Annotated in this window: 13 protein-coding genes and 2 pseudogenes; 8 read left to right on the forward strand and 7 right to left on the reverse strand. The window is 69.7% G+C overall.

All coding sequences use genetic code 11. The features are described 5' to 3' along the window. Positions 1-668: 668 nt before the first annotated feature. On the reverse strand, positions 669-1,136 hold the full coding sequence (locus OG310_RS35440; protein WP_329459949.1) for a winged helix-turn-helix transcriptional regulator: 468 nt from the start codon (positions 1,134-1,136) through the stop codon (positions 669-671). Positions 1,137-1,245: 109 nt separating this feature from the next. On the opposite strand from OG310_RS35440, the gene OG310_RS35445 reads away from it, so the two are divergent. Further along, the gene (locus OG310_RS35445) at positions 1,246-2,550 is read left to right on the forward strand and encodes an MFS transporter (protein ID WP_329459950.1); all 1,305 of its coding nucleotides are present in this window, start codon (positions 1,246-1,248) and stop codon (positions 2,548-2,550) included. A gap of 785 nt (positions 2,551-3,335) precedes the next feature. Here OG310_RS35445 and OG310_RS35450 read toward each other — a convergent pair. Together OG310_RS35450 and OG310_RS35455 are read right to left on the reverse strand one after the other, a co-directional pair. Further along, positions 3,336-3,551 carry a DUF6243 family protein gene (locus OG310_RS35450; RefSeq protein WP_329459951.1) on the reverse strand — a complete coding sequence of 72 codons (216 nt, stop codon included), beginning with the start codon at positions 3,549-3,551 and terminating at the stop codon, positions 3,336-3,338. 543 nt (positions 3,552-4,094) lie between these two features. Then, complete coding sequence (locus OG310_RS35455; protein WP_329459952.1) at positions 4,095-4,994, reverse strand: aminoglycoside phosphotransferase family protein; 900 nt, start codon at positions 4,992-4,994, stop codon at positions 4,095-4,097. A gap of 938 nt (positions 4,995-5,932) precedes the next feature. Here OG310_RS35455 and OG310_RS35460 point away from each other — a divergent pair. The 3 genes and pseudogenes from OG310_RS35460 to OG310_RS35470 form a co-directional block, all read left to right on the forward strand. Further along, positions 5,933-6,457, forward strand: a complete 525-nt coding sequence (locus tag OG310_RS35460) for a hypothetical protein (protein WP_329459953.1) — start codon at positions 5,933-5,935, stop codon at positions 6,455-6,457. After that, the gene (locus OG310_RS35465) at positions 6,454-6,843 is read left to right on the forward strand and encodes a RidA family protein (RefSeq protein WP_329459954.1); all 390 of its coding nucleotides are present in this window, start codon (positions 6,454-6,456) and stop codon (positions 6,841-6,843) included. The genes OG310_RS35460 and OG310_RS35465 overlap by 4 nt, the downstream gene beginning before the upstream one ends. Positions 6,844-6,969: 126 nt before the next feature. Then, a pseudogene (locus OG310_RS35470) lies at positions 6,970-7,869 on the forward strand (amidase); the annotation flags it as partial. A 924-nt stretch (positions 7,870-8,793) separates the two neighbouring features. Here the strand turns inward: OG310_RS35470 and OG310_RS35475 are convergent. Beyond that, positions 8,794-9,606, reverse strand: coding sequence for a class I SAM-dependent methyltransferase (locus tag OG310_RS35475; protein WP_329460527.1), 813 nt, complete (start codon positions 9,604-9,606; stop codon positions 8,794-8,796). A 659-nt stretch (positions 9,607-10,265) separates the two neighbouring features. After that, positions 10,266-11,084, reverse strand: coding sequence for an SDR family oxidoreductase (locus OG310_RS35480; protein WP_329459955.1), 819 nt, complete (start codon positions 11,082-11,084; stop codon positions 10,266-10,268). Positions 11,085-11,203: 119 nt separating this feature from the next. Here OG310_RS35480 and OG310_RS35485 point away from each other — a divergent pair, with 119 nt between their 5' ends. The 4 genes and pseudogenes from OG310_RS35485 to OG310_RS35500 all read left to right on the forward strand — a co-directional run bounded on the left by OG310_RS35485 (position 11,204) and on the right by OG310_RS35500 (position 15,662). After that, the gene (locus OG310_RS35485; protein WP_329459956.1) at positions 11,204-11,914 is read left to right on the forward strand and encodes a TetR family transcriptional regulator; all 711 of its coding nucleotides are present in this window, start codon (positions 11,204-11,206) and stop codon (positions 11,912-11,914) included. Positions 11,915-12,581: 667 nt separating this feature from the next. Beyond that, on the forward strand, positions 12,582-13,670 hold the full coding sequence (locus OG310_RS35490; protein ID WP_329459957.1) for a sulfite oxidase: 1,089 nt from the start codon (positions 12,582-12,584) through the stop codon (positions 13,668-13,670). Between the two features lie 101 nt (positions 13,671-13,771). After that, positions 13,772-14,365 (forward strand): annotated as a pseudogene (locus OG310_RS35495) (IS5 family transposase); the annotation flags it as partial. Positions 14,366-14,639: 274 nt separating this feature from the next. After that, the gene (locus tag OG310_RS35500; protein WP_329459958.1) at positions 14,640-15,662 is read left to right on the forward strand and encodes a DUF4331 family protein; all 1,023 of its coding nucleotides are present in this window, start codon (positions 14,640-14,642) and stop codon (positions 15,660-15,662) included. Positions 15,663-16,033: 371 nt separating this feature from the next. Here OG310_RS35500 and OG310_RS35505 read toward each other — a convergent pair whose 3' ends face one another. After that, a complete protein-coding gene (locus OG310_RS35505) occupies positions 16,034-16,246 on the reverse strand; it encodes a hypothetical protein (protein WP_329459959.1) in 213 nt (70 codons plus the stop codon). 103 nt (positions 16,247-16,349) lie between these two features. Continuing rightward, positions 16,350-19,808 (reverse strand): glycosyl hydrolase, encoded by a 3,459-nt coding sequence (locus OG310_RS35510; RefSeq protein WP_329459960.1) that lies wholly within the window; start codon positions 19,806-19,808, stop codon positions 16,350-16,352. Between the last annotated feature and the right edge of the window lie 298 nt (positions 19,809-20,106).

Raw genomic sequence — 20,106 nt, forward strand, 5'->3', positions numbered from 1 at the left:
AATTCGCCATCGTAGTCACCGTTTGAATTCCGGAGAAATTCGTGTGACGGTCGAGGTCCTTTCTGAACCACCGCCTACGGTAAACCGTGAGGACTGGGACGAGATCGTCGAAGCGAGCCTCACCCTGGGAGGCCGGCCTCGTCTGTCCACGTCGATGCCTACCGACGGGCTCAGCGAGTTGCCTGACTTCACCGTGGCCGGCCCTGGACCCTACCGGGTCCGCGTCCATGCGAGAGGAAGGGACGCGGCGAACGAACTCATCGCTCTCCCCTCGGGGCGGGATCCCGTCGAGGAACATCTGATCCAGGTGTGGGCCGCTGTGCCGGCTCCGCTGCGAGTGCACCAGCAGACAGACGTCGTCGGCAAGTCAGCGTTGCCCGGCCCTTAGCCGTACACAGTCGCAATGGCGAGGCATTCGCATCGGGCCGGCGGGAGGGATTCCCCTCGTGGCTCCCATACGAATCGCGTCGTCGCCAGGCGATCGCACACCACGACCGGTCCAGTCCCTCCTGGCGGTGGTCCGCTTGCGCGCGTTGTGGGCCGCTGCCGCTGCCGCAGCCACAGTCGCTTCGTCCGGGCCCGCTGCCACTGCCATGCGGGCCCATCGCGGGGCGGGACCGCCGTCGTGCGGGCCCATCGTGTGCGGGCCCGCCGCCTTGCAGGGCGGGTCAGTCCGCCGGGGGGACGTCGGGGGTGCGCACGGCGACCAGCCCCTCCGGCGGCAGTTTCTCACCGTCAGCACCGACGAATGCCAGCTGGGCCGTCGCTCCGGAGTCCGCGGTCATGAATTGGGGAGACGTGCCGTCCGGCCTGGGGCGGTGGGAGCGACCCCACTCGGCCAGTGCCGCCATGACGGAACTCAGGCTCCGGCCGGCATCCGTCAGGACGTACTGCTCGCGCGTCCTGGCCCCTTGCTCGCGGTATGTGGTGCGGGTCATGAGGCCTTCGTCGACCAGACTCGCCAGCCGTGTGGTCAGCACATTCGGGGCGACGCCCAAGGCGTCTCTGAATTCCTGGAAACGTGTGGACCCTGCCACCAGCGCCTCCCGGATGATCAGCAACGTCCAGCTGTCGCCGACCACTCCGAGGCTGCGGGCGATGGAGCAGGTCGAATCCTTACCGAGCACCTTGGGCATGTCCTGAGTCTATCAAAGCTGAGTTGCTCGGAAATTCTCAGGGATGCTAGCTTGCTCTGCGAAACCCAGCCTGGAGCCGGGTTGCCCTCCCTCGCGCATTGGAGCCCCCTTGCCGTACTCAGGAACACGCGCCGGCTACTGGACGGCAGGCGCCGTCGTCGCCATCGCCCTGTGGACCAGCGCGTGCCCCACCATGACGTACCCGCTCTACCAAGGCGACTGGCACGTCTCGACCACGACGATCACCTGGATCTTCGCGGCCTATCCCATCGCGCTCATCCCCGTGCTCGTCATCTTCGGCAATCTCTCGGACCACATCGGGCGACGGGCCTCGATGCTGCTCGGACTGGCGGGCGAACTCGTCGGCGTTCTGCTCTTCGCAGCCGCCGACGGCGTCCCGATGCTGTTGGCCGGGCGGGCCTTCATGGGCCTCGGCGTCGGCCTGTCCATCGGATCCGCGAGCGTCGCGATGGTCGAGTTCAGCAAGCCGGGCCGGGCGAAGCGAGCGGGTGCGGTGAGCACCGCGATCTCGGCGCTGGGCATAGCGCTCGCCATGACCGTGGGGGGCGCGCTCACGCAGTACGCGCCCTTCCCGCTACGCCTGAACTTCCTGGTCCTGGCCGCGGTGATAGCTGCAGTCGCCTTCTTCGTCGCCAGGATGCCGCACCACACCCGGGGGGCGATGACGGGGAAGTGGCGGATGCGTCCCCTCCACATACCGCGCCACAGCATGCACGTCTTCGTCGCGGGTTCGATCGCTTTCGCCTCTTCGTTTCTGCTCGGCGCGATTGTCCTGCCGCTCGGTGCCAAGATCGCCAACCAGCTGGCCGGCTCGACCAACGCGCTCGTGACCGGCGCTCTGCTGTCCGTCTTCGCCGTGTGCATCACATTCTTCGCCCTGGCCGCCCGGCGCATGGACGTCTGGCTGGTGGTGGTCGTCGGAGCGGCCGGGGCGATCGTCGCGGTCTGGCTGTTCGTACTCACCGGGGCTGTGCACTCGCTCGCGCTGTTCTTCCTCGCCTCAGCCGTCGCCGGTGCGGCCTACGCCTTGAACTTCGCCGGCGGACTGACCGTGTTCAACCGCTACTCCGCACCGCAGCACCACGCGAGCATGGTCTCAGGCGGCTACCTCGTCGGTTACCTCGCCCAAGGCGTCGGGGCGCCCGCCCTCGGCGCCGTCGTCACGGCCCACGGGCTGATGTCCGGCCTGCTGACGGGAGCCACGGCGTTCAGTGTTTTCTTCGCCGTTGTCATCGTCGGCGGGATCGCCGTTCTCGTCCCGCTCCACCGTGCGGCACAGCACGGCGCGGCCGCCGAACCGGCGCCGCCCGAGCAGGAGCCGGCGCCTGCGGCCCTCGGAAACCGCACCCACAGCACACCGGCACAGGAACACCAAGAGGTCCCCAAGCCCTGAGCCCGAGCACCGGCGCCGCCCGCGCGCGACCCGGCCCGTGAAGCACACGCGCTACGCGACCCGTCGTCCGGCAGCGGTGCGAACACCCATCACACGCCCACCGTGGCCGCAGGCCGAGGCGGCGGGTGATCGCCTGGCACAGCGGGCAGGTCGGGCCACGGTGCTGAGTGGTAACAGCGCCGCGTCCGGACATCCGGAAGAACGTCTGCCGGTCAGCAGTACTGTCCGCACCGTCGCCGTCCTGGGGGAAGGGGCGAGGAAAAGCGGTCGGCCATTGGGCTCGGCGGGCGATTTCGCTCCGGAGAGCGCGGCCGGAGGCCCGGGACTACGAGCGGTCCGCCGGGCGCGCGTCCGGGGAGTCGCCCGCGGCACGATCGGCGGGACGTCCCCGTCCAGGCAGCGTCACCGCTGCACCGCCTCAAGATCGTCTCCTGGCTGCACGCCGTCCTGGCGGGCAAGGGGGAAACACCTCCGCGGCAACCGCCGCAGGGCACTCACCTCCGAGTGAAGGCACCACCGTCGTAGTGTGCTGCACACCCCGCCTCGGCTCCAGCGTGGCGAGCCCTGGTACGAGACGTCGACGACCCGGACCCGGCGCCGCGAACACCGCTCTTGTGATCCCGCGGGGCTGCTGAATCTGCGGCTGCCCGGGGCGGTGGGCTGAGCCGCGAGTGGTCGGCCCAGAGCCGAGTGGGACCGGCCGTGCCCACCACGGCCGCAGGGCCCGGACCGCGCGTCGCGGTCCGGGCCCTCCCCGTGCGGTGCCGCCCTGCGGCGGCGGTGCCTCAGCTCTGTGCGGTGTCGTCGCCCGCCTGCCCGGCGTCCTCAACTGAGCCCGCCTTCTCGCGCATCTTGCGCACCAGCTCCGCCTTCTGGTCGGCCGCGCCCTGGCGGTCGAGGTTGCGGTGCGGACCGTTGTTCTGCCGTTCGGTGCGGGACAGCTTCTTGCGCTGGCCGCCGCCCATGCCCACGGGGTTGTTGATGTTCTTGCTCACGGTCACGGGTTCTCCCGGTAATGATGTGAAGTGACTTACGGATGCGTCGGTGGAGTACGGGCGGCGACGTCGAACGACGTCAGCAGGGGCCCATCACGCTCTCACTCGTAAATCGGCGTCTGGAAGAACATGACAAATACGTTACCCGGTTCCGTCGGCCCCGCCCACCAACCTTTTCGGTTCCCCGGCGTCGGCCAGGCCTTCTGCGAGCGCCCGGGAGCAGACGTTTCCTTCCGGGAATCTCAGCACCGATCTCAGCATGCGCCAGTGGCCGCGGCCCGCCCGGGGCGCGCCTGCTCCCCGACGCGGGCGGCGGCGATCACGCCCAGTTGCTGACTGCTGTGGTGAGCAGGGGCTGTCGGATCGGAGTGAGCAGGGACTGTCGGATCGGTGGGCTCAGGTTTCCGGCGTTGCCAAGGAGATCACCTGATGAACGCTTCCCACTGAGGGAACCGAGGAGCGTACCGATGGATGCCTGTTCGGCCGTATCCGCTTCACCGCCACGGGTCGGCGGTCTACCCGCACCTGGGCAATCGATCGACGCGGGTGTCAAAGGCCCTTCAGGACGCGATCAAGCGCCGACCGGCCTGCGGGTCCCCAGTTCGGCTTGCCGCCGGGCAGGCCGCGGTCCCCGTTCTGGCCCATCAGCATCAGGAACAGGCTCTTCATTGCGGCCAGCCCACGTGCCCGTCGGACCGCCGCCTGGTCCGCCTGCGCATAGCTGTCGAAGAACCGTGAGGCGCCGCCCGCGGGGAGCAGCAGCCAGGCGGCCGCAAGGTCACAGGCCGGGTCGCCGGCGAAGACCGCGCCGAAGTCGATGACGCCCGCCAACGTCCCGCCCGCTGTGACGACGTTCGCGGGATGCAGGTCGCCGTGCACCCACACCCGCGGACCGTCCCACCCGGGAGCAGCGGCCGCGTCGTCCCACACGGCCCGGATGTCGTCCTCGGCGAAGCGGCCGAGGTCCACGGCGCGAAGGAAGTTCTCGAAGCCCTCCGTGCACTCCCTGGGGTGAGCGCCGAGGTCCGAGGCGTCCGGCGCCTCGGCGGGCGCCTCCACATGAAGGGCCCTGAGGAAGGACGCCAGGATGTCGGCCGCATGCTCGCTGCGGGTGACCGATTCGTGGTCCATCGGCGTGCCCTCGACCCATGTCATGACGGTCCAGATCTTGGGGAAGCGCTCGGACGGCGCACCGTCCCGCACGGGGACCGGGATCGGCAGCGGCAGACGCGGGGCCAGCGTCGGCAGCCACCGGCGCTCTTTGAGCTGCAGATCCGGGCTGGTGTCCATGCGCTGCATCCGGACCGCCAACTCGTCCCCGAGGCGCCACATCTGGTTGCCCCAGCCGCCCGCCACCTCGCGGATGGGCAGCGCGGCCAAGTCCGGATGCTGGTCCCGCAGCAGGTCGCGGACCAGATCCTCGCTGATCTCAATCTCGGATTCGATCATGCGGAATCACCGTACCCGGCGCGCGCGCAGGCGACCATGTTCCTCGACGAATCCAGCTCCCCGGCTGGGAACCCGAGCCCTCGCGAAGAACCTGTCGCTGAGTGTCGTTGAGCCTATGGGCCGTTTTCGCATGGCTCATCGTGTGGACCAGAGGAAGGTGCCGGCGATGTGCAGTCCGGCCAGGTAGATGGTCGCGGTCTCTCGTAGCGGTTCGCGATGGCGCTCCACTGCTTGGGGTGGTGGATGCATCGCTCGACTGTGTTGTGCTGCTTGTTTTGTTGGCCTCGCGGTCGAAGGCCGGCGGCCTGCCGCCCCTGCCCGCCCCCCGCAGTCGGTGGTCACATTGGTCCGCCAGGATGGGGATCACTGCGCGCTTGCCGCCCTCGCGCAGGTGATCGCGGTTGGCGCGGGAGGAATATGCGTTGTCCGCCAGGACCATGTCCGCTCTCGTGCGGGGTCGTCCACGGCGTCGGGGGACGCGCCGCGCAGACGCAGACGGGCCGTGACATCGGGGAAGGCGGGCGTTTCACCGGTCTGTCCGGCGGCGAGGACGAACGCCAGAGGCCGATAGCGGGCATCGGCCCGGAAGTGAATCTTGGTGGTCGGTCCGTCGCGGGGAGCGGCGGATGGTGTGGTCTGTCGATTCGCCGGCCGGCGCCCCTATTCGCGGCCCCGGCGGCATGCTGGTGAGCGGGCACGAGTGTGGAGTCGACCGCGACCGACCAGCTCAGGAGCGCGCGGACCGTGCCTCGGCCGCAGCCCGGCACTTCTGGTCCGAATACCTGGACGGTGTGACATACGAGCCGCTGCCCATCGCACCGCCGAAAGAGCCGGACAGCCGGCGCGGTGGAGCGAGACGAAAGTGACCGTCGCGCCCGCCACGCACAAGGCGCTGCGGAAGCTGGCGCGGCGGGAGGGCAGGCTTCCCCCTGAAGCACGTGCTACTCGCGGCCCACTTGAGGGTTCTGAGCGACCTGCACGGTCAGAATACGGTCACCACCCATGTGTTCACCGGCGGCAGGCTTGACGACGAGGGCGGTGACGAGACGCTGGGCCTGTTCCTGAACTTCACCCTGGTGCGGCTCGACACCACTGGCCTGTCGTGGCCGGCCGTCGCCGCCGAGGCATTCACCCACGAGCGCCGTGCCCTGCCCCACCGGCGCTACCCTCTGCTCGACATCGAACATGATCTTGGCATGAGCCGCATAGCTCCAACGGCCTTCAACTACACGCAGTTCCACTCGTACGCGGAAGTCGCCCGGCACGGTGCGTTGCGCGACGTGCAGTGGTTCGAACACACCCAGTTCACGGTGCTGGCCAACGTCGGGCACGACATCCACCAGGAACGCATCGTCGTTACCCTCAACGCCGACGGACGTCGGATCGGCGAGGATGATCTCATCCAACTGGCCGAGCGATACCGCGTGGTGCTCGACGACATGGCGAAGAAGGAGACCGAATGATCAGCCGCGACCCCCAGGACGTGCACGCTCCGGTGGCGGAGTACACCCATCAGATCGAAGTGAGCGCACCCGGCCGCTGGCTCGTGCTCTCGGGACAGATCGGCATGCGGCAGGACAGCAGTGTGTCACCGGATCCCATCGAACAGATCGACGTAGCCCTGGAGAACCTCCGGAGCAACCTCGACGCCGCCGGCATGGTGGTGAGTGACCTGGTGAAGGTGACCTTCTACCTGGTCGGCGACATGGACCCGGCGGCACGACGCGCCACCGTCGCCAAATTCTTCGGCGACCACCTGCCCACGACCACACTCCTCTACGTCAGCGCCCTGGCCGCCCCGACACTGCGTGTCGAGATCGATGCGTGGGCGTTCCAGCAGACGGCCTGACGCCGCTTCGGGACCGCCGGCCGCGGCCTCCCGGCCGCGGCCACTCACAACCCACTCGGAAGGACACCATGAACACCACCCTGCTGCCCGTGGAAGACGCGGTCGACGTCTTCCAACAGTCACGGCAGCGACTCGGCAGGATCGATCCGCGGCCCCGCCTCGGCCTGCGGCGTGGTGGGTTTCAAACCCAGCCGCGGTCTGATCGCCGCCGGTCCCACGGCACACGACGTCACTGGACTCACCACCAGCGGAGCACTGGCCCGGACCGTCGAAGACGCCGCGGCGCTGATCGACGTGCTTGCCGCGCCGCGCACCCGTGAACCGGGTTTCGCAGGGCAGGATCCACAAAAGTGGAGCCTGTACGCGCGCAGCAGAGAGACGCCGCACTCCCTGCGGGTGGCCCTCATCGACACACCCGCAGTGCCCGGAGTCGCCATCGCCCCCGACTGCCGGGCGGCGCTCGCGTCAGCGGCAGACCTGCTGGACGGCCTCGGCCACGTCGTCGTACCCGCCCAGCTCATTACCGACGGGGCGCTGGGCCGTGCCTTCCCTGTCGCGTGGTCCGTGCTCGCGGCCAGCCGTCCGGTGCCCCGGGAACAGGAAGAAGGGCTCCTCCCTCTGACCCGGCACCTGCGCACCCAGGGATCCGCGCACAGCGGCGCGGATTTCGTCCATGCCCTGCAGGAGTTCCGGGCCATCACCGCGCGCACGGCCGCGCACTTCAGGACATTCGACATCGTCCTGACACCGACGCTCGCGGCACCACCCCTGCCGGTAGGAGACCTGAGGAACGACGCCAACCCGGCGGAGGAGTCCGCAGCCATGGTGGCCCACTCTCCGTTCACGTGCCTCTACAACGTGACTGGCCAGCCGGCGGTCAGCCTTCCACTTCACTGGACACAGGACGGTCTGCCGATCGGAATCATGCTGGCGGCCCATCGGGGTGAAGACGCCCTGCTCCTGGCCCTTGCCGCACAGATGGAATCGGCCCGTCCGTGGCAGCAGAGACGGCCACCGGTTCGGTAGACGCCAACTCGGTCTGGTGGATGCCACATCCATGGGCCTGCTGTTCTTCGGAGCGAGCAGCGAGCAGCGGGCAGCGGGGGCGCCGAGGATGCCCTTCCGGGCACGCGTCCAGATCGGCACCGGCGGCCCGAACCAGTGTCCCCGACCTCCTGTGTCCCCCCGGTCCCCGCACGCCGCTCCGGGCGTCACACCGCGTGTGATCCGGCGTCGGGGCACGGTACGGATGCGCTCTGTCCTCGGTCGGCGAGCTCCGGCACCTGCCGCTGAACCTCGAAGCCTTCTACCTGGGGCAACAGGGGTTCTTCCACGCGTTCGCCGAGATCCACCACGGTGGCCGCCGCACCGCCGAGGACGTCGTGCGGCGCCTCTTCGAGGACATCTTGGCCATGCGGGACGAGCTGCAGACGCAGGGGACCTGGAACAGCAGACCCTCGCCACCCTCACCCGCCACGTCCAGGCTCGCTTGAATCGGGAGTGGCGCGATCCGGCCTACCTCATCGCCGGCCCGATCACCCAGACCCCGCAGGCCGTGCGCGAGTAGAGATGACAACCCGGCCGCAGAGCCTCAAGGGCCTGACGGACTCGCCCGTGGGCCTCGGCATCCATGCACGACCACGACGCGACGAGCCTGGACCTGATCTCGCGTGTCTTCGCCGGCCGGGACGGAGACCTTGCACCGGACACGGCGTTCGCCTCGGCAGGCTGCTCGCCGGAGCAGCGATGGTTCACACCTCGGATGCTCAAAGTCGCCCGGGCAGGCGCCGCGTCAGTCGATCGTCCCCTGAGCTGGAGGGAAGCCCATGAACCAGGTGGCCCGCCCACTTCTTGACGGAGCGGCGGCCGGGGCCGCCGGAACTACCGCGCTCGACGCCGTCGGCTACGCCGACACTGCGCCGCGCATCATCCAGGAAGCCGGGAGGTGCGCTACCGGCGGACCGCCGAGATCAGTCCGCCGGGCCGCTCCTCGCGCTGCGCGGGGGTGCTGATCGGGCGGCCATAGGCGGCGGCGCGCTCGCGCAGGGTGTGACTGTCGGCCTCCCAGCCGTGCCCGGCCAGCCAGCCCACCGGGTCGTCGGGCATCTCCGAGACCCACATGGAAGCCGCCGATCCTGGCACGGCGTCCGCGCCGAAGCGCTCGATCACGCCGCGCGAGCCCAACGTCAGCCCCATCCGACTGCCTGCCGCCGACTGCGCGGTGATCCGGGCCAGCAGTAGTTCCACCGCATCCTCGGGCAGATAGATCAGTAGCCCTTCGGCGATCCACGCGGTCGGCGCGGCCGGGTCGTGGCCTGCGGCAGCCAGCGCGCCTGGCCAGTCCGCACGCAGATCCACTGCGACGGTGCTCCGCTCGCAGCGCGCGACGGCCCGTTCCTTGTGCAGCACCGCCGCCTTGAAGTCCAGTGGCGCGGCAGTGTCGACCTCGAACAGCCGGGTGCCCTCGGGCCAGTCCATCCGGAAGGCCCGGCTGTCCATGCCGGCGCCGAGCAGTACGACCTGCCGGACCCCGGACGCGGAGGCCTGCTGCAACAGGTCGTCGAGGAACTTCGTCCTGATGACGATGGAGAACGACACGGCCAGCCGACGCCGTCGCGCGGCCTCGTCATCGGGCGGCGGCGAGGAGGGCCACAGGCCGCCGGCGGTGGCGAAGGCCTGTGCCAGTGGGTCGCGGAACAGCGCGTTCTCCCGCTCGGTCTCCAGCGCCCGCACTCTGGCCACCCCCACCGCCGTGGCCCACACCCCCGACGGCTGCACCCGCTCCTGCTCCGCGCTCACCGCGTCAGCCTAACGGGCTCGTGCATGGTTGGCGTTGGCGGGTCGAGGCCCGTGGATTCGCCGCCGGGGTTCGCATCTGCCGATTACTTGTGAGGGTGGAGTCTGTTGGTGGGAGAGGTGTCCGGCAACGGCTTGGGAGATGCCGCTCATGTGTTCACGGCGGCGGCCGTGGTGGCGTGCGAGCGCCCGCCACGTTGACCGCTGGCCCCGGATCGTGTCGCCGTCCACAGACGGCTCCGCCTCTCCTGTCCGCTGGAAGCCGACCTGCGGCGGCCCTGGGAGGAGCCCGACCCGCCGCACAAGCTCACCGCGCCCCGCGTCCGGTGAGGGTTCTGGAATCTCCGCACGAGAACCGGTTCGCCGGATGGTGTACCGAAATCCACCGGCCCGGCCGCCCACCCGGCTCAGAGAACCGCCGCCCCGCCACGCGGCATGACATCGGCGTTCGTCACCGCCGGCCCGTGCGTACCAGAGGCCCGTCCACCACAAGATCGATACCAGCCCTGGCGAAGCAGTAAAACAAGCTATAGGCCCTCTCGTCCAGATCCTGTCGGCCACACGCGTCAAAGAACAGGTGCTACCGGCGTGTTCAGACCGACGAGGCAGGTGAACCACGGGCGCGTTCAGGCGGAACCTGTCGCCGCCGCGCTCTCGCGCTGCGCCTCGACCTCCAAGAGCCGTGCGGACAGGGACGCGTGAATGGCTGTGTAGGCGTCGGTGCCGAGGAGTAGCCGGCGGGGCGGCCGCGGGCTGTCGGCGGTGGCGATGACGGCCCGGGCGAGAGCGGCCGGATCGCCCTGGGGCGGGAAGAAGTCCTTCATCACCTGTTCGCGCAGTTTCTTGTAGGCGGGCAGAACGGGTGCCTGCTCGGCGCTGCGCGTGTTCGCGTCGGTGCGGAACCCGCCGGGCTCCACCAGAGTGGTGGTGATGCCGAACTCCTCGACCTCCCGGGCCAGTGCCTCGTAGAAGCCCTCCATGGCCCACTTCGTGGCGTTGTAGATCCCCACGAACGGAAAGGCGGACTGTCCGCCGACGCTGGAGAACTGGATCAGGTGGCCGCGGCCCTGGCCGCGCAGGTACGGCAGCGCTGCCCGCGCCAGGGTCATCGAGCCGAGTACGTTCGTGTCCAGCTGGCGTCGCACCTGCTCGTCACTCGGTTCCTCGGCCGCGCCCACCAGCGAGTATCCGGCATTGGAGACGACGACATCAATGGTGCCGAAGGCGGCGAACGCGTCGTCGACGACGCGTCGCACCTCGGCGGGCCGGCTGACGTCCAGTATCGCCTGCCAGAGCTGGCCGCCGTACCGGTGCGCCGGTTCGGCCAGCGCCCCGGGGCGGCGCAACGTGGCGGCGACACGGTCACCACGGGCGAGGAGCTCCTCCGTCAGTGCCCGGCCGAAGCCCGTGGAGGTTCCGGTGATGAGCCAGGTCTTGGACGCCATGGGTCGATCACTCCTTCAGCCGGCTACCCGGATCGAGATTGCGCACAAGCTGTGCGTAATAAGCCTACGACCACACCGGCATCCAGCGCAATGCACACCTTGTGCGTTATCCTCGGAGTGTGACGACGGACTTCCAGCGCGCACGCTCAGCCGAGGACAAGCGCCGACGGGCCGAAGCGCTCGTCGAGGCGGCACGTTCACTCGCCCTCGAATCGGGCGTCTCGTCCGTGACCCTCACGGCCGTCGCGCGGCGCGCGGGTGTCCACCACTCCGCCATGCGGCGCTACTTCAGCTCGCACAAGGAGGTCCTTCTGCGCCTGGCCGGAGAGGGCTGGGTACGCTGGGCGGACCGTACGTGCGACGAACTGCGCACGCGCGGAACGCTGACTGCGGCCCAGGTCGCGGAGGTACTCGTCGACGGGCTGGACGCAGATCCGCTCTTCTGCGACCTGCTCGCGAACGTTCCGCTGCACCTCGAACACGACGTCGACATCGCGCACGTCCGCGAGTTCAAGCACGTCAGCCATGCCGCGGTGAAAGAGCTCGTAGAGGCCACGCGCACCGCGCTGCCGTCGCTGGGCTCCGAAGGAGCGCTGGACCTCGTGCGATCGGCCAACGCCCTGGCGGCAACGCTCTGGCAGGTGGCCCACCCGCCCGCGCCCCTGGCCGCCGCCTACGCGACGGAGCCGGAGATCGCGAACACGGCGCAGACGGACTTCGCTCCCACGCTGAGGCGCCTGCTGACCGCTTCCTCTATCGGCTTGACGGCACTTCGGGAGACGGCGGAACTCCGGCGGCCTCCGGTGTGCCGGCCCCCGGAGCGCCGCTGAACGCCATGCTGTCTGCAAGGCACGCGCGACGGGACGCCACGCGGGACGCGAGGCCGCCGGCGTGCGGAACCGGAGCCGCTGGAAAGTGGCTGTGTTCACGAGAACCGGTTCGGGTAGCTGCTCGTTGCTCGCCCTCGGGCTGTGACGCCGTGTCGGCCGCTGGCTGTCTGTGGCCGCGGGGACTGGACGGCCCGGCAAGCACCCGCAGCACGTCTGTCTGGTCACCGGGCCCGCAGATCGGTGCTGCTGCCACTGCCCCGATGGGCACAGCTCCGGCATTGATCGGACGCGAGGTCCCGGAAACGATGACGGTACGTTGCTGGGCGATAGCGGAGGCCGTGGTGCGGTAGCGCAGGCCCGAGCAGGTCACGCCCGCCATGCTGACTGCGACCAGGATGATGTCGGCCGCCAGGGCCTGGGCACTGCCGCCCTCCTTGAATGTGGCCACCGCCAGGCCCAGCACCATCACGTTGGTGGCCGTGCGGAGCCAGGCGGGGCAGGTAGGCGTTTTGTGGCCAGGTGATACCGGGTGCGGGTGGAGGCGTCTCCTGGCTTGTCCATGACAGGTCGCAGTTTGCACGTCGTGCCGGTCACATCCCGATGGCGAGCGGGAGATGCGACGGCGGCTGCGGCGATTGCGATGCTCCTCGCGGGTACCCGCCTGGGCATGAGCGTATGGGAAAAGCGGGACGACATGGTGGTGCACGAGGAGGAGCCGTTCAACGCGGAGCCTCCTCCCGGAGCGCTGGCCGGCCGTGCCACGACCGGGCTGGAGTCCTTCTACAGCCGCAACCACGGCCCGATCCCCGACCTCGACCCTGATCAGTGGCGCTTGCGCGTGGACGGTCTCGTCGACCGGCCGCTGGAGCTGTCCCTCACGCAGTTGCGAGGGGAGTTCGAGGAGGCGGAGGTGACCGCGACACTGCAGTGCGCAGGAAACCGCCGGGCAGGGCTGATCGCCGTCCGCGACATACCCGGCGAGGACCCCTGGGGGCCAGGGGCGACCTCCACCGCACTGTGGGGCGGAGTACGCCTGGCCGACGTCCTGCTCCGCGCCGGGCTGCAGGCCGCCGCACGTCATGTCGCCTTCGCTGCTCCCGACATCTCCGATCTCGCCGACCCCTCCCAGCCCTACGGCGGTTCCATCCCGGTCCACAAGGCCATGGAGGCCGGGGTACTGCTGACCTGGTCCATGAACGGTCAGCACCTGCCCCGGGTGCACGGCGGTCCGCTGCGCGTGGTCGTACCGGGCTGGATCGGCGCCCGCAGTGTCAAATGGCTCACCCGCATCACCGCACAGGAGCAGCCCTCCGACAACTACTTCCAGGCCACCGCCTACCGGGTCCTGCCCGCTGAGGCCGACCCCGTCAGAGCCGGGCCCGGGGACGGCATCTCGCTGGGCTCTCTCGCCCTGAACTGCGCGATTCTCGCCCCCGCCGAAGGTGCCGTTCTGCCCAGCGGACCCGGCCGGATCACCGGCTACGCACTGGCAGGCGACGATCGCCGCGTGGCGCGGGTCGACGTGTCCCTGAACGGCGGCCGGTCCTGGGTCCAGGCCGACGTCGACCCCGGCGAGGGACCGTGGACCTGGCAGCACTGGTACACCACCCTCGACCTGCCCACGGGCGATGTCGAGATCACCGCAAGGGCCTGGGACTCCACTGGAGCGGCCCAGCCCGAATCGCCGGCGCATCTGTGGAACCCCAAGGGCTACGCCAACAACTCCTGGTCCCGCATCAAGGTCAGCTGCCGCTGACACCTGCGACGGAATCCGACACCTCCGGGCGACAGCTGGAAGCGTTCGACGGCCCACCGCGGCGTCTGGGTCGTGTCTGATGACCGGTCTGGTGACGGGTCGTGGTGACGGTAGGGGCGTGGGAGCGGACAGAACGGCTGCTTCCTCGGGCTGATGGGTGTGGGCGGCCCTGGCGGGATCATCGGCAGGTGGTCAACGGGGTGCTGTGACGGTTGCGTACGGGGCGCCGTGGATGGACGTGCCCGAATGTGGGGGCCCTGGCGGACGGTCTACGAGCGGTTCGCCCGCAGGGAGGCGGACGGCGCATGGGCGGGACTGCTGGAGCACGTCCAGGTACGCAACGACGCGATCGGTGAGGCCGAATGGTCCATGTCGGTGGGCTCCACGATCAACCGCGCCCACCAGCACGCCGCCGGTGCCCGCAGAAGGGGGGCAGGCGGGAGCGAACCGGCGGATTCGGAACGCCCGGGACGAGGCAGGCCCCCGGCCGGTCCCGGGGACGGCCGACGGCCCAGGTCCGCCTGGCTGTGGACGGCCGTGGCCTCCCACTCGCCCTGGTCCCCACGCCGGGCAACATCAACGACTCCACCGTGTTCGAAGCGGCGATGAACGCGGTCCGTATCCCGCGCGCCGGCAAAGGACGCCCGCATCAGCCGGACCGAATCCTGGGCGACAAGGCGTACTTGAGTGGCGCATGAAGGTCCGCAGTCCGCTGATGTGGTGAAAGGCGGAGGCTCCGTGACCCGACCGCCCGTTTGCGGAGCAAGGTGAAGCCGGCCGCACCGCCATCCGGCTTGCCGCTGCCGAAGATTGCGCGTCGGGTGCCCGGTCCGAGCTGCGGGCCGACCACGATGTCACCGGCTCCTGAAGGCCTCCGCTCGGTCCGGCGAGCGTGTCACAACACCTCGCCGTCCACCTGGCGCAGCCGAACTCCCGACCATCTGAGATCGCGACGAGAACGGACCCCCCATGTCCCATCACCTCGACACCCCGCTGGCGGCGCAGAACGGCCAGCTGTTCATCGACGACCTCTATGTCTTTCCCGGCGAGGACAGCACGGTGTTCGTCATGGACGTCAACTCCAACATCACCGGCGTCTACGCCGAGCCGGGCTTCCACCACGAAGCGCGCTACGAGATCAAGGTCCACTTCGACGACGCGGGCGACGAGAGCCTGACCTACCGGTTCTCCTTCGGCGAGCCGGACGCGAACGGGCGACAGCCCCTGCGTCTGCACACTCTGACCGGTGCCGATGCGCGTGGGGACTCCGCCGAGGGCGTACTGGTGCTGGAGGGTCGCACCGGCGAGAGTGCGACCGCGGCCGGCGTCCGCGTCTGGGCCGGACGTGTCCAGGAAGCCTTCTACGTCGACCTGTCCCTGCTCTCCCTCGTCAACGGCGCGGTGGGCAAGGGCACCGCGGTGGACCTGTCCTCCTGGAACCCGCAGGAGGCGAAGAACACCTTCGCCGGTACCACCGTGGAGGCGATCGTCCTCGAAGTTCCCCACAGCCACGACCAGTTGCGCCCAGGGGTCCGTACCGGCGTGTGGTGCGCGACCAAACTGGCAACCGACGCCGGCGGCTGGCGGCAGATCAACCGCGGCGGCAACCCGATGATGTGGCCGATCTTCTGGCCCAATGACACGGACTTCTCACATCCCGCCAACACCCGCCACCCGTCCGAGGACATGACCGCCGACGGCCAGACGCTGGCCCGCCAGATTGCCACCATGATCGCGGCCACCGGAACCTCGGCCGATCCCACGGGCTACGGGCAGACCGTCGCCAGGCAGCTCCTCCCCGACGTGCTGCCCTACGTGATCGGCACCCCCGCCTCGTTCGGCTTCGCCGCCCGCAACGGCCGCACCCGCGCGGACAACGCACCCGAGGCGATGCTGTCCCTGGTCACCAACATGCCTGTGCCCAGCGGCCTCACTCCCGCCACCACCAAGGACCAGCGGACCGACCGGTTCCCGTACGTCGTGCCGGCGTGAACACGGATGCGCGCAGCAATGACGCCTTCCGCCCCACTCCACCGTTCCGCCTGCTCCGAACGGGGATGAAAAACCGGTTCGCAGGCAAAGAGCCGGCTTCCAGGGCGATGTGCACGGGCATCAGTCGCATCACGTGGCCGGTTTGATCACACGTGGAACGGTTCGTCGGAAGGCTCGGCTGGGTTTCCCGAGCCGAGCCTTCCGCGTGGTCGGCCGCCGCGAGGGCCGTCGGGAACCCGCGTGCGCCTCCACTGCCCTGCCGCCCCGAGGGAGACCCTCTCCACCGGCTCCACCGCGCAGCACGTGAAGAGGCCTGGGCACTCCGGGTGCCTGCGCCTGGTCGCGCGGGCGACGCCCCTCGGCCCGACTGGTCAGCAGCCGCTGTACCGGCGGGGGTGCCAGCCGTACACGCGTCCGGCCGGCGGTGGGGCGAGGCGAGCACAGCGGAAGAGGTGGTCGCGCTCGGGCGGGGCGAGGTGCGGAGTCCTGGCCGGCACGCTGACCGCCTGGGCCGACAGGTTGCCGGCCCGGCCCTGCTCCCACCGGACCGAGTAGTCCACCGGCGGACCGGGCAGCTCGGCCACGAACGGACTGATCCGCCTGACACGCCCACGGAGGGGAGTTGGAAGTCATGAACCCTGGTCGGGCGAGGGCTTGCCCGACCAGGGCTCATGGCGGGGGTGCCGTTCAGGCCTCCCGGCGTCCGTGTTCGACGACCAGTGTCACCGGGCCGACGAGTCCGGCGGGGTTGATCGCACCGGACCTGCTCACTCCGAAGGTGTCCCCGTTGTACCCGGTGGCGTACTTGGTGGTGGCCCCCGGCTGCATGTCGCCGAGGACGCGGTTGTACCAGCCGTTGGTGACCGCGATCTCCAGGGTGTTGTCGCCCTCGCGCAGGGCGTCGGTGGCGTCGACCCGGTAGGGGGCGCGCCAGACGATCCCCAGGTCGGCTCCGTTGAGCGTGACCCGGGCGATCTCGTTGACCTCCCCGAGGTCGAGCAGGATGCGGGACCCTGCGACCGTCCTGGGGTCGAGCGTGGTGGTGAAGGTCGTCGTGTAGTTCACGGTGCCGGAGTAGTACTTGACGTCGGTGACGCCGCTGGTCGACAGGTCGGTGAGCGCCGCCAGCCGCAGCGATTCCGGGGTGCCGCGCGGCGGGGAGAACGTCAGGTCCCAGGCGCCGGTACCACTGGGCGCCGGGGTCCAGGTGATGGCCGGGATGTCCGCGGATCCGCGCCGGCCCTTGCCCTCGACGATGACGAAGACGGAGTCCGCCGCGCCGAGCGTGAGCGGCAGGACGGTGCGGCCGGACCGGGAGTCGAAGGCCGTGGCCCATGTCCGGCCGGAGACCGCGTCCCACAGTTCCACGCTGTTGCCGACCGCTCGCAGGCTCAGGGTGGTGCTCACAGCGTTGGCGTGGTCGTTGTTGACGACGAAGTAGATGTCGGCGACGTCCGTGCACCGGTGGACCAGCGTGAGGGGGGTCGCCTCGGGGGTGAAGGTCCAGTCGGGCGGGACGCCGATCCGGGCCAGGGCCGCGTCGGGCAGCAGCCCGGTCAGCACGTGGCCCCGTCCCACCTTGCGGGACGTCTCGGCGCCGCTGCCCCACAGTTCCCGGGCGATCGCCTGGAACTTCTTGTCGGAGTCCGCCAGGCTCGGCGATCCGGTCGGCCTGGGGCCGCAGACGGCGCCGCCTGCCAGCACGAACTGCCGCAGCTTGTCGAGTACGTCGAGGGTCATGCGGTCCGCCATGCCGCCGAGGTACAGCAGTCCGTACGACTGGCCGGACCTGGTGACGAGCCGGTCCCCGCGGATCACGAGCTCGTTCAGGATGATCTCGTTGTTCACGAAGTCGTACTGGCAGGTGCCGGGGATGTCGGGCTGGGTGCCGAAGCCCGCGGGCCGGGGCAGCCACTGCTCGCTGAGCGGCGCCTCCTGGCCGTAGAAGTAGGCGACGTCCGCGACATTGGTCCCCTGGTTCAGCAGGCCCGAGGTGCGGCCCATCCAGGTGACGAACGGCCCGGCCAGCTCCGCCCAGGTCTGGTTGCGGGTGAAGTAGTAGCCGGTGCCGAGGCTGGTGCCAGGCCCGAGGTCCAGGGGCTGCTGGTCCGAACTGTGGACCACGAACCGGGTGATCCCGGCGATCAGGATCTGGTCGGCAAACGGCTTCAGATCCCGCGGCATGTACTGGATCGAGGTGCTGGTGAACGTTTCACAGGCGGCGTACTCGCGGCCGTACACATGGGCGATCGACGAGGCGCCCTTCATGTCCAGGCGGAACTGCTCGCCCACCACACCGCCGAGCTTGGCGGTCACGCTCCGCGACGCGCCCATGGGTATGTCGGCCTGGATGCGGATGGAGGTGTCGTCGCCGAAGAAGCCGCGCCGGTCCTCCTGTGCCTGGGAGTAGAAGTGCTCCAGGCCTCGTTGGTGCACCACCTCGCGGATGGTCTTGTAGTGGCAGTCCACCAGCAGGTCGGAGAGGGTCGTGCGCCAGTCCCAGAGGAACCTGTCGCTCTCGCCCGCGCTGTTCACCACGGTGCCGACGAGCACCGGCAGCCACGGCCCCGGGTCGTACCCGCGCCGGACCTCGAACTGGTGGACCATCGTGTCGGTCCAGGTCTGGAAGCCGGCCTCGATGCTGTCGCACAGCAGCCCGCTCAAACCGTCGTTGCCCCACAGGTCGGCCGGGACCGCGTCCTGGAACTGATCGAGGTACGTGTTCATGTACGCGCGCACCCGGTCCGCGTCGATCTTGTCGACTTCGAGCCCGGTGGCGGCGGCTGTCGTCGGGCTGTTCTGGTGACCGGTGAGGCTGTAGCCGAGGCGCACCACAACCCAACGTCCCTTGGGCGCAGTCCACTTCAGCGTCCCGTCGGCAGTCATCGACGCGGTGAGGTCGCGAACCGAGGACTTCTTCACGGCGGGCAGGCCGCCGCCGGGGGTGTCGACGAGATAAAAGTTGCCGACCGCCCCGAAGCCCGCCTTGTGCTCCCACTTGTGCACCGTCGGGACCGTCCGCAGCACCAGTTTCGTGAGCTGGAGGTCGGACCCGGTGACGAACACCACCTTGTAGTACCTGGCGGTGGTGGCAGTGATCGCGATGGTGCGCTGGGCGCCGGCGTAGAGGTTACCGCCTGTCCGGTCCTTCACTGTCAGGGCCGGCCCCCAACTGGCGCCGTCCGTACTGCTGTAGACCTCGATCTGGTCACCGGTCTCGATCAGGTCGACCCAGCCGCCGAAGTCCTGGCCGTTCAGCGCGATGCTCACGCCGCCGACGGACACCGGGGCGTCGTACGCGAACACCACCCACGCGTTGGCGTTGCGCAGGTACACCGGGTCGGTGACGGAGTCGTTGCCGAGCTTGGCGGCGTCCGCGTCGGGAAGCAGCACGCCCGAGGTCCCGTTCGTCCGCACCGGGCCGTCTGCGGTCTCGCTGTAGGCGCTGACATGGATGTCCGGCGCCAGGTCGGCCTGCGACCCGGCGGAGTCGTCCACCTTGTAGGCGAAGACCCGCTGGTCCTTGTAGTGGGTCGGCATGGGCGTCAACGCGCCGTTGTACGCCACCTTGTCCAGGAACGACCCGGAGCTGGTGAACGGTTGCGGCAGTCGTACGGTGACCGGGCCGCCGCCCTCCACCCAGGTCTCGGTCCAGACGTGCTTCTTCATGCCGTCCTCGGCCGCGACGAACGGCGCTCCGCTGATCGACCAGCCGGCCGACGAGGTGAGGGTGGCTTCGAGGCCCCGCTCGGCCGCACCCCGGATGGCCGCCGCCCACAGCGAGGTGAACTCCGGAGTCATGTAGACGACCGGCTCGTCCACGTAGCCGGCGCCACCGTTCCCGGTGAACTGCGCGAATCCGCCCACCCCGACCCGCTTCCACCAGTCCAGGTCCTTGACGATCCCCACGCTGGTGTCGTTGGGTGACATCCAGTGCCACCAGACCCGCGGTGCCCACGCGTTGGGCGGTGCCGTGAACGGACCGCGGAGGGCGGCGATGTCCGCTGCGACAGTGGACCCGCCGCCGGCCGGCGAAACCGCGGACGCGGGCGGGGCATTGAGGACGCCGCCCAAGGCGGCGGCGGCAGCGGCGGCGCCGCCTTGGAGAACGGCACGCCTGGTCGGGAACTGGCCTGGTCCGGTCATCGATGACCTCACACTTCGACACGGGTACGGCAGCGGGAATCGGCGTGGGTGCTCCCGCCGTGAGACCGATCCGACCCCGGCGCCTTCGCTCTCGGAGGCGGGGGAGTGGTGAGCGGTGGGAGGCGTCCCGCCGTCGTGGGGTATGCGCACAGCTCGTGCGATCCGGTGGGTTGAGACGATTCAATCGGCGGGCACAGGCTAGCTGGAGAGGCGGGCGAGGGCAACGAGTTGGGTGAGGTGGAGCGGGACTGCCGGTGGGGTCGGGCCGTCTCGCCCTGCCCCGGCGCGGCTCCGGGCG

The organism is Streptomyces sp. NBC_01497, from assembly GCF_036250695.1.
Lineage (GTDB): Bacteria > Actinomycetota > Actinomycetes > Streptomycetales > Streptomycetaceae > Streptomyces.